The following is a 12,568-nucleotide window of genomic DNA, read 5'->3' as shown; positions in this document are numbered from 1 at the left end:
ATGCAGGGCCGACTAAACGGGAAAGCGTTGATCGTGATTGGGTCGGGCACCGGAATAGGCGCAGCCACCGCGCGCCGCCTGGCTGCTGAAGGCGCACGGCTATGTCTGGCTGACGTCAATCTGGCGGCGGCATCGGCCGTGGCAGAGGAGATCGCGGCTGAAGGCGGGGAGGCCTTTGCCACCTTTATCGACCTGGCCGATGAACCATCGGTTACAAAAGCGATCGAAACCGCCGCCGAGCGCCTTGGCGGCCTCGATGGAGCGCATGTTAACGCCGCGGACATGCGCGCCATCATGCAGGACAGCGATGCACTTGCCGAAGAGTTGGAGGTTTTCGACAGGACATTGACGGTCAATCTGCGAGGGCATCTGCTCTGCACCCGTGCCGTGCTGCCGCACTTGTTGGCCCGCGGCGGCGGCGCGATCGCCTACACCAGCTCTGCGGCTGCCGACATGGGCGATCCGCTTCGGCCAGCCTACGCCGCGTCCAAGGGTGGGCTGAACGCGTTGATGCGCCATGTTGCCGCGAAATGGGGCCGGAGAGGCATCACGGCCAACTGCGTGGCACCCGGATATGTGATCACGCCGGAAATGGCCGCGGGCGGCGCCATGACATCTGAGTTGCTGTCTCACATGGGCGCGCAGACGCCATCGCCGCGACTGGGTGATCCTGCCGACATTGCGGCGATGGTTGCAATGCTGCTGTCGGATGACGGCCGCTGGATGAACGGCCAAGTCTATCATGTGAACGGCGGCGCCCTAATGCGCTGATTTACCTCATTCGGGGTAAGCGGATGGCATCGCAAGGTCTTAGCCATCGACATTGTGGCGAGCGTCAATTGATCAGCTGGATCAGTGCACGCTCTAATTCATCATCGATGACGACAAAGCTGCTGAACAAGAGCGGCAAGATACAAAGGTTGGAATATGAGCAGCATCTCAGATCTTGAGACAGTATTGAACGATCCATCGACCATGATGGACATCGGTACCGAAAGGCTTTGGTCGATCGACTATGCCGACGTCGAGGCATTTCAGCTATCGACCATCGCAAAGCGCTTCTCCGATCTGCGTGACAGGCTCGGCATCCTCAACAATCTTGCCGAGGATATCGGCATCACGGAAATTCGTGGCGTGGGCGACATCACCGCGCTTTGCTTCCCGCACACGACCTACAAGTCCTACACCGAAAAGTTCATCGAGAATAAGGAGTTCGGCAAGCTCACCAACTGGCTGTCCGCCTTCACGACGCATGATCTCAAGTCCACCGACACCGGCAGCTGCCAGTCGATGGAAGAATGGATTTCGGTTCTGGAGCGGGATACGCCGATCCGGCCGATGTGCTCCTCTGGCACCAGCGGCAAGATTTCCTTCTTCCCCAAGAGCACGGACGAACAGCTGTTCTCCCACTACGGCTATATGTTCGGCAACAGCGGTTTCCGGAATGAGGATGACTCGGGTCTCCAGACCGGTGAGGTTGATTTCTTCTGCCCCTGGCCAGTCGCCAGCGGTCATCACAACCTGCCGACGGCCTTCCGCATCTTGCGCGACTTTCATTATGCCGGGCGTCCCGGAAAGCATGTCTATACGGTGGGAGATGGTCATTGGGACCTCGACATGCACTGGTTGTCGGCCAAGCTGCAGGCGGCGGCAAACCGGGGTGAAACGCTGCAATTAGACCCCAGTCAGGCGGAGTTACGCGAGCGGCTGCGTCAGGTGCGCGAGCGCGAGCTTCAGAACAAGGAAGCGGAATGGGACGCGTTTCTGAACGAGCTGGTGGTCGGCCATGCCGACCAACGCGTGTTCGTCATGGCGGCGGCGCCCCAGCTCTATTCGATCGCGCTCGAAAGCGAGAAGCGTGACCTGGCTATCAACCTGACCCCAGACAGCTACATTCAGGCAGGCGGCGGATCGGGCCTGCGCGGCACTGCTTTCCCCGACGACTGGATGGACACTGTCCGGCGCCGCATTCCTCATCGCATCAATGAGGTGTACGGCATGTCGGAGATCAATGCCGTCGCGCGCCTGTGTAGCCATGGCCAGTTCCACTTCCCGCCCTGGGTGTTCATGTCGGTCCTTGACCCTGATACCGGCGTTCCGCTGGCGCGCGAGGGTGAAGTCGTTGGCCGGTTGGCCCTGTTCGATCTATTGCCGCAGAGCTATTGGGGTGGCTGCATTTCGGGCGACAGGGTCACGGTGCAGTTCAGCGGCGAGTGCGGCTGCGGTCGCAAGGGGCCGCAAATGAGCCCCGACATCGCGCGCTACAGCAGCCTCAAGGATGACGACAAGATCACCTGCGCAGTGTCCGCCGGCGCTTATGAGCGTGCGACAGACCTGACACTGACCGCTTGAACGAGCGCGCTATTCGCACAGTCCTAATTGGAAGCAAATATGTCCGATCCCATTGTGCCGCTCGTCATTCGCGGCAAGATCATAACCGAGAAGCTGAAGACCTATTCCACCCGGGGCGGGAAGTTCACTTTCCAGTCCCCCGACGTTACCCAATATATCGATCAGCTCGTTCTGTCAGACCCCTGGCAGCAGAATGATCTTTATCAGATTTCGCTGGACGAGATCATCGACTATTTCGTCGAACTGGGGCAGTGTCTCGCGCTAGACAGCAATGTCTATGTACAAAAGGCGCTCGAGATGAGCATCGGGACGTCGAGCTTCAGCGAAGAGATGCTCCGCTTCCAATATGGCCTGATCCCGATGCTGCTCAGCCGCCCCGCGATCGAGGAGCAGATCAACAACAGCATCGGCCGCGAATATCTGGAAGGGTGGGTGCCGGGTACCGCAGGCGGCCGCGACTATGCCATCCGGGCCTTTGGCGCTCGTGCCGTTCACGTGATCGCAGGCAATGGCTGGGTCATTGCCCTGCAAACCTTGCTGGTAAACGCCTTCACGCGCAGCGACGCCATTATCAAGATACCGTCGAACGACCTCTATTTCTGTCTCGCGGTCGTTCAGACCATGATCGAAATGGCGCCGGATCACCCCGTGACCAAGCATGTCAGCGTCGCCTATTGGAAGGGCGGGGACGAGGCTGTGGAAAGGGCGCTCTATCGGCCGATCAACCTGGAGAAGATCGTAGCCTGGGGCGGCTTCTCCTCGATGGAAAGCATTCGCAATTATCTTGGCCCCGGCCTCGATCTCGTGGCGCTCGATCCCAAGAGCAGCGCCTCGATCATCGGGCGGGCGGCGTTCGCGACCGAAGCGTCCATGGCGGAGGCGGCTGAAATGGCGGCCCGCGATATCGGCTATCTGAATCAGGCCGGATGCATCAATGCCCGTACCCTCTACATCGAATCCGGCACCGACGCTGACGGGATCAGGCGCGCCAATGATTTCGGCCGGGCGGTGTTCGACGCGATGCAGAAGCTGCCCTCCCATCTCAGCAGCGCGCACCCTGCCTTCGACACCACCCTCCGCGAGGAAATAGAGGGCGTCCGCCATTCCGGCATATTCCGCGTGTATGGCGGAAGATCGTCCGAGGGTGGGATCATCGTTTCGCAATACCCCGACGGCGTGGACTTCGCGGACAGGCTGGATTGCCGTGTGGCTAACATCATCCCGGTCGATGCGATAGACGAGGCCGTCAATCGGCTTACCATCCACACCCAGACCATCGGCATCTACCCTGACGCGCTGAAGAGTGAGATCCGGGATAAATGCGCGCTTCGCGGCGGCCAGCGGCTCACCTCCCTTGGCACGGCGACGCTAGGGGGCTTCGGCGGCCCCCAGGACGGCATCGAACCTGTCCGGCGCATGGTTCGCTGGATCCGCGATGACACGGCAGTCGCCGACGCGCCTGCTGGTCATTTCGGCGCCGCTGCCTAGATTCCCTACAACTATCGATAAGGGCGACTGAGAATGTCTCAACAATCAGACAACAAGGCGATCGTGGCACAGTTCTGGAGCGCTTTTTCAGACTGCCGCTTCGACGAAGCGCTTGATCTTCTGCATGATGATGCGACCTGGTGGGTTGCCGGTGATCTGGGTGGCGTGTCCGGCACCTACACCAAGGAACAATGCGCTCCGATGTTCGTCGGCATCGCCGCGAGCACCAAGGCCGGTGTGCGCGTGACGCCGGGCATCATGACGGAGGAGGAGGATCGCGTTGCCATGGAGGCGACGTCACAGGGCGTGACGGTCGATGGCGTAGACTATGCCAACACCTATCATATCCTTCATGTCTTGCGTGACGGGAAGATTGTGAAGGTGCGCGAATATATGGATCCGGGCCGGATTTCGCTGGCTTTCGCTTCCTCCGTCAAGGATCGGTAGCCGTTGGGCGGGCGGCGCGGCGTTTCTTGAGAACCACCCCCGTCATCATGAATGAGCTTGGCAGCGCTGGCTTAAAGAAGCGCGCCAATGGAGGGGATGATCGACTTGGCAGATTCGTCGGTGAGGATAGCGACGCCGGACATGGCAGTAGGCGGAGTGGCGCCTGAAAAGGAGCAGCCGTCCGGCAAGGTTTCTCCGGCCGCTGCCGGGGCCGTCGGCGGCTCGTTGGGACTGATCTTGGCCGTCTTCGCCGAGAGCATGCTTTCCCCTGCTGGCATGCATTTCGTGGCGCCGTCCCTGCCGTTGATGCAGGCCGAGTTTGCCGGAGTCGCCCAGGCTGATATTCTCGTTCCCATGGTGGTGACGCTGCCGGGGTTGATGATCGCCCTCTGCGCTCCCTTTATGGGCGCGCTTGGCGACCGCATCGGCGTTCGTCCGCTGCTGCTCTGGTCGATGGTCGCTTACATGATGATCGGCATACTGCCTTATTGGCTGGAATCGCTGTACGCCATCATTGGCGTGCGCTTCCTGTTCGGCATCGCTGAATCCGCCCTCGCGGTCTGTGGCACGCCACTAATTGCCGCAGGCTTCCTGGCAGGGCGCAGGCGCGCCATGATTAGTGGCCGGGTCGCATTTATCGGCTTGTCATCGATGCTGCTGGCGATGTGTGGAGGCTGGGCAGCACAATATGGCTGGCGTACAGCCTATCTTCTTTATCTGTTTGCCGCTCTTCCGTTGCTGCTGGTGCTGTTCTTCGTTCCCCGTTCCCTGACCATCGTCGCGTCCTCGTCAACGGGCAAGCAGCCTCGGCAGCTATGGGCGATCTATGGCCTGAACTTCGTCTATGGCACCGGCATCGCCGCTCTGTTCGTCTATTCCGCCTTCCTTCTGAAGGAGATGGGGATTCACACACCCAAGCTGGCAGGCACTTTGTCTGGGGTCGCTGCCTTCACGACCGTTGCGGCCTCGCTGCTGTTCCCCCTCATATCCCGGCGATTGAGTGGACGCACGCTGATGATCCTGTCCTTCCTGCTCATGGCGGCGGGGTGCGCTACGCTGTCAGGGGCCGGTGAAGCAACTTTGGTCGGGGTGGGTCTCGTCCTCACGGCCTTGGGCATGGGCCTGTTCATTCCCGCTTCGACGGACATGCTGCTGCATTACTGCCTGCCGCAGCATCGCGGCCGCGCCACCGGGATCGCGATGATGGCCCTTTATCTCGGAAACTTCGTGGTGCCCTTCAGCATGACGGCGCTGACCCGCTCGGGATCTTCGATCAGCCAAGGCTATGTGCTGTTGAGTGCCGCCTATGTGGTTACTGCGCTGGTCGCGGTATGGTTCGCCAAATCGGTGTTTGTAGTTCCCGGCGAAAGTGACGGTCGCTCGGCCGCGCACTGAGGATCGTGGCGCTTTGATGATGAACAGCCATGAGCTGCTGTGCATAGCCTGGCGGAGAAAGGGAATTTAGGATGGATCGGCTCAAGGGTAAAGTAGCCATCGTGACTGGAGCCGGGCGGATCGGCAATATCGGTCTGGCGATTTGCGAGGCCTTCCTGCGCGAAGGCGCCATGGCGGTCATTGGGACTGATCTGCGCGCTGATGAAGGCGAAGCCATAGCGGCGCGGATCAGCCAACTGAAGGCTCCAGGTAGCTTCAAACTGATCGCGCATGACGTCACAAACGCGGCGCAATGGGAGAAGCTGGTGTCGGACGTCGTCGCGGAGTTCGGTGGGCTAGACATCCTGGTGAACAATGCCGGAATTTCCATTCATGGTGGCATCAAGAACAGCAGCCTGGACGATGTGCGCAAAGTGATGGCGGTCAATCATGACGCCCTCTTCCTTGGAATGAAATATTGCGCCCCCGCGCTGGAAGGCTCGGTCGAGCGCTTCGAGGGCGGCGGTTCGATCATCAACAATTGTTCAATGGCGACCTACAAGACGAGCAGTCACAATATAGGCTATCATGTATCGAAGGCGGCCGCCCGCATGCTCACCATGTGCGGGGCAGAGGAATTTGGTCCCCAGCGGATACGCGTCAATTCAGTGCATCCGGGCCTGACCGTTACGCCACTAGTGCGCGAAGGGCTGCAGGAATATACCCAGAGCGGCATGTTCTCGTCCGTAGACAGCGCAATCGAGGAAATTGCCGGGCGCAACCCGTTGAAGATCGCGGGACAGCCTGAGGACGCAGCGCACCTGTTCGTCTATCTCGCATCGGACGAGGCGCGCTTCGTAACCGGAGCGGCATTTTGCCATGATGGCGGTTTGGGCATCCAGTATTGATGGGCTAGCCCGGCTGTCTCAGGGGCTGCCCGCACCCGAGAAATTGAGGGTCACCTTTTCAATCCGACCTTCACCCTCGCTGCCGACGGCTGAACCTTCGAAATCGGGGACAGTGCAGATATAGAGGCTTGATCGGTCCGAGCCGCCGAAAGCGCAGGCGAGGGCTCGCCTTCCTGGCTGCATCGGCACGCGGTGCGTTGTCCGTCCTTCCTGGTCAATGCGCAGCACACCCGGCCCGCTGCTTACCATGCCAGCGTCGAACGACACCGGCGCTGCCGCCCACACCGCACCTGACTCGTCCAGGCATATCCCATCTGGGATCGCGCCATGCGGGAGAGTGGCGAAGACGCGCTGGTCCGAAAGTAAACCAGATGCCCTATCAATGGTGAAGGCGGACACCCGCATCGCCGAACTTTCTGCAACATAGAGCGTTTCGCCATCCGGGCTGACTGCGACACCGTTTGGCCCCATCATCTGCCGCGCGACGATCATGGACTTTCCATCGACGTCCACCATCAGCAGTTCGGTCGGCTCTGGCATGCCTTGTTGCTCGCTTGCCCACACATCACGGCCCGGCTGGCTCACATAGGCGCGGCTGCTCGCCGATATCATGTCATTGAGGACGAAGCGGCAGAGCCCGCTCAAGTCTGCATGTTCGACGGCGCCATCCGGATCGATACGAACAATTCTGCGCCCCTTCGACAGCACGGCGATTAGGCCCCCATCTTCGAGAAACCCGAGTCCGCCGACGAAGTCCTCCGCCGTTTCAAACAGAATCTCCGGGGTTTCAGCTTCCTTAAGCCTATATATCCGGCCTCGCCGAATGTCTGAGAAGTAGAGCGCGCCTCCAAACCATCGCGGGCATTCGGGCAAAAACAAGCCTTCGACGACGGTTTCTGTATGCTGCGTCGTGATCAATCGAACCTCCCTAGTGACGGGCCGTTCTGGACAACGGCCTCAAAAGATCGCTGCAGCGGTGACATCTGCGATGTGCTGGATCGCGATCGGACAGCGGCTGCGACTTCGGAAACGCACGAACAGTGTATCACTTGGCCACAGGTGCTTGCGAATCGCTTGAGCAAGGTCGCAATGCATGATCTAGTTCTGGCTGCGGCTCATGCAGTCAGCGAAGAATAAGAAGATCAGGAGTGGATTGTCAATGAATGTGGTTGATAGGATCGGCGGCTCCGCGGCTGGCGATGTCGGCCAGGAGAACCGGCTGGTTTCGTCAATCTACGGCGCAGCACGATCTCCGACACCCTGGTATGATGTGCTGGACGCTCTGTGCGAATATTATGGTCTTGAGAAGGCTGTTTCCATCTTTTCCAGGAAGGGCCAGGATAGACACTGCATGACTGTGGATGCCCGCTCCGGAAAGCGTGAGGCATTCAAGCCAGATGGACGAGTGGATCGGCTGAAAGGATTGGCGCAGGGCGAAGCGGCCTTCTGCCATGATCAGGATGCGAATCAGCCCGCCAGGTCATCCGCGACCATGAACTTGCTCGGCATCGACTTTTTCATCGGCGATGATCTGGCGAAGCTGAGGCTCTACCGGGCGGGTGAAAAGCCCTTTCTGCCATCCGATGCTGTGCAGCTCCAGGCTTTGGCTTTCCATATCTCTGAAGCGATGAAGGTGGCCAGCCAAGTTTGCCGCCTACAGCACAATCTCTCCTTTCACGACATGGCGCTGAACCGTGTCAATGTCGGCCTGATCATAGTGTCAAGCGACGACCAGGTGGTATGGCTGAACCAGCGGGCGCGCAGGATGCTGGCGGAGGAGGATGGCGTCCGTCTGATCAACAACCAGCTTCGCTGTTGCTGGCAGGCGGATACGACCAGATTATGGGCGGCGGTGAAATCGGCGCGGGAGGATCCTGACACGACATATGCCGCAAGTCTGTCTCGTCCACATGGCGAACATGACATGTCGGTCATGATCATCGCCAATCCTCAGCATGATGGACGCAACGATGGTGGACTGCCTGAGGTGGGCATATTCCTTCGCGATACCGCGCAGCGCGCGACCATGGATCCTAAAGTCCTCAAGAAACTGTTCGATTTTACCCAGACCGAGATACGCCTCGCTATCAGCCTGAGCGAGGGAAGCAGCCTTGAAGATGCTGCGGTTGACCTGGGCATAAAGCTCGCCACGGTGCGTGTGCACCTGCGTTCCATGTTTGGCAAGGTGGGTGTGCATCGCCAGTCCGAACTGATCCGACGTATTCTGGTCTGATCGGTGCGGCCAATGTTTCCACAGGATTTGGGCGTCTTTCGCCTTATCTGGTTGGGCAAGGATAGCCGTGGGGCTGGAATATTCCCCAGGGCCATGCATTTTACCTAAAATAGGGTAAGCGGCCACATTCCCCATTTTCTAAGACAATCCAACTGACTTGGGGCGCTCTTCTTCAGATCCGCAAGATGCTGGCTCTGGGTCAGAGGCGTGTCTCTGCAAACAACGCCGTGCTCATCGCGCATTATAAGATAAATTAGAACATAGAGGGGATAGGTCTTTGAAGAATCTTCTTCATATTCGTCATTTCTTGATGGCATCTAGCGTCCTGGCCATGGCTACGCCCGCATTCGCGCAGGAGGGCGACCTGCAGCAGGAGGCTGGACTCAACGACATTGTCGTCACGGCGCAGCGGCGCGAAGAGAGCCTTCAGAGCGTACCAGTCGCAGTGACCGCGTTCGGCACGGAGCAGCTTGAACAGTTGCGCATCACCAATGTGCGCAGGCTCGATGCTCTGGCGCCGGGGCTGCAGGTGACGACGCGAGGCCAGCAATCGAGCGTCACAGTGGCAATCCGCGGGATCACGTCAGGGGTTGCCAACAACTCCGTCGATCCCAAAGTCGGCATCTATGTCGATGGCGTTTATGTCGGCCGCTCTGTCGGTTCACTGTTCGATTTGGCTGACATCCAGCGGGTGGAGGTGTTGCGCGGTCCGCAGGGGACCTTGTTCGGCCGCAATGCCACGAGCGGCGCACTCAACATCACGACGGCCGATCCCAAGGGCGAATGGGGGGTTAATGCCAATCTATCCTACGGAAACTATAATGCTTTCCGGGGTAAAATCACGCTCGACCTTCCTTCCTTTGGACCTTTCTCTGTAAGGCTTTCCTATCTGCACGATCAGATTGACGGCGATGTCGAAAATCTTCTCGCAGGGCGCACTATTGATCTTAGGCTAAGGGAACCGAGTTTCGGGGTCTTCCGTTACGGCAAAGATTTGGGCATGACGAATGTCGATGGCGTGCAGGCGAGCGTCAAGGGCAACTTCGGCGATTTGGTCGCAACCTATCGATTCGACTATACGGACAGCCAATCCTTGGGCCGTGCGATACAGACCTTCGGCGTCATACCGGATTCGACGGGTGCCCTGTTGTCGGGGATTATTGCTTTCCAGCCTCTATTTGGCGGCATTACGAATATGTCGCCCCGCCGCCTGGATGCGGTGGCCAACGCCAGCAGCAAGGAACATGTCATAACCCAAGGGCACAGCCTCACCTTGGCCCTTCAGGCGACCGACAATTTCTCCGTAAAGAGCATCTCCGCCTATCGTGAGCTGGATCAAAAGCCCTATATCTACGACCTTGGGGGAACGGGCGGCAACCGCTTCACTTTCGCGCAACTTAGCGCCTTGCTGGGCCGGAACGTTGCAGGCGTGCTGAATCCGGCCAACGCGCCCGGCCCCAATGACAGCTTCTTCTCGCTGCTCACTGCCCGCACGACGCAGCAGAAGCAGTTCAGCCAGGAAGTGCAGTTTCAGGTGACCACGGACCTGTTCGATCTGACGGCTGGCCTGTTCTATTTTCATGAAAAGTCGCCGGCGAAGGACGTGTTGGGGACCTTCCAGCCAGTCGATGACGGCGTCGTCATTCCACTCCCCGGACTGGACGGCCCATTCGGCAACGGCCTGACCAGCACGGTCGCTATCAACGATTCCATGGCGGGCTATGGTCAGCTGACCTGGCATGTCACGCCAACTTTTGATCTGACGGGCGGGCTACGCTACACGATCGACGACCGCGAACTCGACATCAAGGCAATCACTGGAGGGCAGGGCGGCAGTCTTGGCGTTGGCCGGTACAAGGCCTCTTATGAAAAGCTGAACTACACCGCCATCGCAAACTGGCGCCCATCCAGCCGACTGACCGCCTATGCTAAGGTCGCCACGGGATATGTGTCGGGCGGTATCTTGAGCGGCATCCCGTACGAACCTGAAACGCTGCAATCTTTTGAAGTCGGACTGAAGACTATTTTGTTCGATAACAAGATGCGTGCAAATTTTGCAGGCTTCTACAATAAATATCGCGGCTTGCAGGTGCAACAGTTCGTCAACGGTCGGCAGCGGTTCGACAATGCCGGAAAGGCAACGATAAAGGGCATCGAGGCCGAGATGGAGATCGTTCCCTTCGCTGGCCTGACCCTGAGCGGGAATGCGAGCTATACTGACTTCGACTATAAGGAGTTCATCATCAACGGTGTCGATATCGCCGACGAGTCGAGGCCCGTCTTTTTTTCGAAGTGGACTGCTAGAGGGTCGGTGAACTATTCTGCGCCGGAGTTCACGAACGGCAGCTATATCAACGCGCGGGTCGATGTGACCTACAAGAGCAAGCACTACTTCCTGCAGCGCTCAATCCGCGAAGCTGCAACCGGTGCGATCTCGCCTCTTGAACAATATGATGGTGTGCCCGCCCGGACGGTTGTGGACGCGCGGCTGGGCTTGATGGATGTTCCCGTCGGCGGGGGCAAAGTGAGCCTGTCCGCGTTCGGCCAGAACATCTTCAACAAGCGCTTCAACCCCTATGGCGTATCCGTACTTCAGCTGGTTACCGCTTATGATCGGGGCCGCACCTACGGCGTCGAACTTGGCGCAAAATTCTAGGGCGATCACAGCTTATTGCAGCGCCTTGAAAGCTGCTCGGACATCGTCTCAATTTCGATTGTTCGAGCAGCCTGTGCGTAAAGCAGCGCATAGCCGCTTCGTAGCTGGGACGAATGCTTTCTTGGAACTGCCGCGATTTGGACATCTCAATATGTGAGTTAGGTGGAGGGGGTTTCTCCAAACCCGCTCCCCTCGCTGAGCCATCCGGAACGATTTCCAAGCGCCCAAGTTCATGATGGTGATGAGGTCGATGTCAGACATCAACCTAGGCTCAGGACCTATTAAATTGCTTGCAGGGATGCAGATCGGTTGATTCAATGGCGGCGCAAGGAGGCGTTGTCATGAGTGATCTGATCTGGTTGTCGGAGGCGCAGATGCGCCGGATCGAGCCATATTTTCCGCTGTCCCACGGCGTGCCGCGGGTGGATGATCGTCGGATCATCAGCGGTATCATCTTCGTCATCAGGAACGGCTTGCGATGGCGCGATGCGCCCGCCGACTATGGTCCGCCAAAGACGATCTATAATCGTTTCATCCGGTGGAGCCGGCTCGGGGTGTTCAACAAGATCTTCTCTGCCCTTTCAGCGAAGGGCGGGAAGCCCGATCAGTTGATGATTGACGCGACGCACCTCAAGGCACACCGGACGGCGGCCAGCCTGCTCAAAAAGGGGCTGTTCCCAGACATATCGGACGCACCAAGGGCGGCCTGAACTCGAAGCTCCACGCTGTGTGCGATGGCAAGGGCAGGCCATTGGTCATGCTGCTGAGCGAGGGACAGATGAGCGACTATAAGGGGGCCGCCCTGATGCTCGACGCCTTGCCTCGGGCCAAAGCTCTACTCGGTGATCGAGGTTATGACGCCGACTGGTTCCGCAAGGCGCTCGCCGAACGCAACATCACCGCCTGCATCCCGTCAAAGAAAAACCGAAAGGTCACGATCCCGCACGATGCCGTGCTCTATCGCCAGCGGCACAGGATCGAGAACATGTTCGGCCGACTCAAGGATTGGCGGCGCGTACACACTCGCTACGACCGTTGCGCCCACACCTTCATGTCCGCCATCTGCATCGCAGCAACCGTCCTCTTCTGGCTCAATCAATGAGTCCTGAG

The 12,568-nt window shown here is 58.9% G+C and carries 10 protein-coding genes; 9 read left to right on the top strand and 1 reads right to left on the bottom strand.

Annotated elements, in window-relative coordinates; translation table 11 throughout:
* The 6 genes from ACZ5YV_RS07815 to ACZ5YV_RS07790 all read left to right on the top strand — a co-directional run bounded on the left by ACZ5YV_RS07815 (position 1) and on the right by ACZ5YV_RS07790 (position 6,569).
* On the top strand, positions 1 to 771 hold the full coding sequence (locus tag ACZ5YV_RS07815; RefSeq protein WP_464787124.1) for an SDR family NAD(P)-dependent oxidoreductase: 771 nt from the start codon (positions 1 to 3) through the stop codon (positions 769 to 771).
* A gap of 156 nt (positions 772 to 927) precedes the next feature.
* Positions 928 to 2,352 carry a hypothetical protein gene (locus ACZ5YV_RS07810; RefSeq protein ID WP_464787123.1) on the top strand — a complete coding sequence of 475 codons (1,425 nt, stop codon included), beginning with the start codon at positions 928 to 930 and terminating at the stop codon, positions 2,350 to 2,352.
* A 39-nt stretch (positions 2,353 to 2,391) separates the two neighbouring features.
* Positions 2,392 to 3,840 carry an acyl-CoA reductase gene (locus tag ACZ5YV_RS07805; RefSeq protein ID WP_464787122.1) on the top strand — a complete coding sequence of 483 codons (1,449 nt, stop codon included), beginning with the start codon at positions 2,392 to 2,394 and terminating at the stop codon, positions 3,838 to 3,840.
* A gap of 33 nt (positions 3,841 to 3,873) precedes the next feature.
* On the top strand, positions 3,874 to 4,287 hold the full coding sequence (locus tag ACZ5YV_RS07800) for a nuclear transport factor 2 family protein (protein WP_464787121.1): 414 nt from the start codon (positions 3,874 to 3,876) through the stop codon (positions 4,285 to 4,287).
* Positions 4,288 to 4,383: 96 nt separating this feature from the next.
* Complete coding sequence (locus tag ACZ5YV_RS07795; protein WP_464787120.1) at positions 4,384 to 5,682, top strand: MFS transporter; 1,299 nt, start codon at positions 4,384 to 4,386, stop codon at positions 5,680 to 5,682.
* A 71-nt stretch (positions 5,683 to 5,753) separates the two neighbouring features.
* Positions 5,754 to 6,569, top strand: a complete 816-nt coding sequence (locus ACZ5YV_RS07790; RefSeq protein ID WP_464787119.1) for an SDR family NAD(P)-dependent oxidoreductase — start codon at positions 5,754 to 5,756, stop codon at positions 6,567 to 6,569.
* 18 nt (positions 6,570 to 6,587) lie between these two features.
* Here the strand turns inward: ACZ5YV_RS07790 and ACZ5YV_RS07785 are convergent, their stop codons facing one another.
* A complete protein-coding gene (locus ACZ5YV_RS07785; RefSeq protein ID WP_464787118.1) occupies positions 6,588 to 7,487 on the bottom strand; it encodes an SMP-30/gluconolactonase/LRE family protein in 900 nt (299 codons plus the stop codon).
* Between the two features lie 241 nt (positions 7,488 to 7,728).
* Between ACZ5YV_RS07785 and ACZ5YV_RS07780 the strand changes: the two genes are divergently transcribed.
* The 3 genes from ACZ5YV_RS07780 to ACZ5YV_RS07770 all read left to right on the top strand — a co-directional run bounded on the left by ACZ5YV_RS07780 (position 7,729) and on the right by ACZ5YV_RS07770 (position 12,560).
* Complete coding sequence (locus tag ACZ5YV_RS07780) at positions 7,729 to 8,802, top strand: helix-turn-helix transcriptional regulator (RefSeq protein WP_464787117.1); 1,074 nt, start codon at positions 7,729 to 7,731, stop codon at positions 8,800 to 8,802.
* Between the two features lie 331 nt (positions 8,803 to 9,133).
* A complete protein-coding gene (locus tag ACZ5YV_RS07775; RefSeq protein WP_464787116.1) occupies positions 9,134 to 11,458 on the top strand; it encodes a TonB-dependent receptor in 2,325 nt (774 codons plus the stop codon).
* Positions 11,459 to 11,799: 341 nt separating this feature from the next.
* Positions 11,800 to 12,560 (top strand): IS5 family transposase gene (locus tag ACZ5YV_RS07770; protein WP_464787115.1). Its coding sequence is split into 2 segments (ribosomal slippage): positions 11,800 to 12,133 and positions 12,133 to 12,560, totalling 762 coding nucleotides; the frame shifts between segments, so codons are not numbered across the junction.
* Positions 12,561 to 12,568: the final 8 nt, after the last annotated feature.

This window comes from Sphingobium sp. TomTYG46 (assembly GCF_055396345.1).
This window is presented reverse-complemented; position numbering and strand designations above follow the sequence as displayed.

Coding starts and splice junctions, on each gene's coding strand:
- ACZ5YV_RS07815 (WP_464787124.1), top strand. CDS start 1: ATGCAGGGCCGACTAAACGGGAAAGCGTTGATCGTGATTGGGTCGGGC.
- ACZ5YV_RS07810 (WP_464787123.1), top strand. CDS start 928: ATGAGCAGCATCTCAGATCTTGAGACAGTATTGAACGATCCATCGACC.
- ACZ5YV_RS07805 (WP_464787122.1), top strand. CDS start 2,392: ATGTCCGATCCCATTGTGCCGCTCGTCATTCGCGGCAAGATCATAACC.
- ACZ5YV_RS07800 (WP_464787121.1), top strand. CDS start 3,874: ATGTCTCAACAATCAGACAACAAGGCGATCGTGGCACAGTTCTGGAGC.
- ACZ5YV_RS07795 (WP_464787120.1), top strand. CDS start 4,384: ATGATCGACTTGGCAGATTCGTCGGTGAGGATAGCGACGCCGGACATG.
- ACZ5YV_RS07790 (WP_464787119.1), top strand. CDS start 5,754: ATGGATCGGCTCAAGGGTAAAGTAGCCATCGTGACTGGAGCCGGGCGG.
- ACZ5YV_RS07780 (WP_464787117.1), top strand. CDS start 7,729: ATGAATGTGGTTGATAGGATCGGCGGCTCCGCGGCTGGCGATGTCGGC.
- ACZ5YV_RS07775 (WP_464787116.1), top strand. CDS start 9,134: ATGGCTACGCCCGCATTCGCGCAGGAGGGCGACCTGCAGCAGGAGGCT.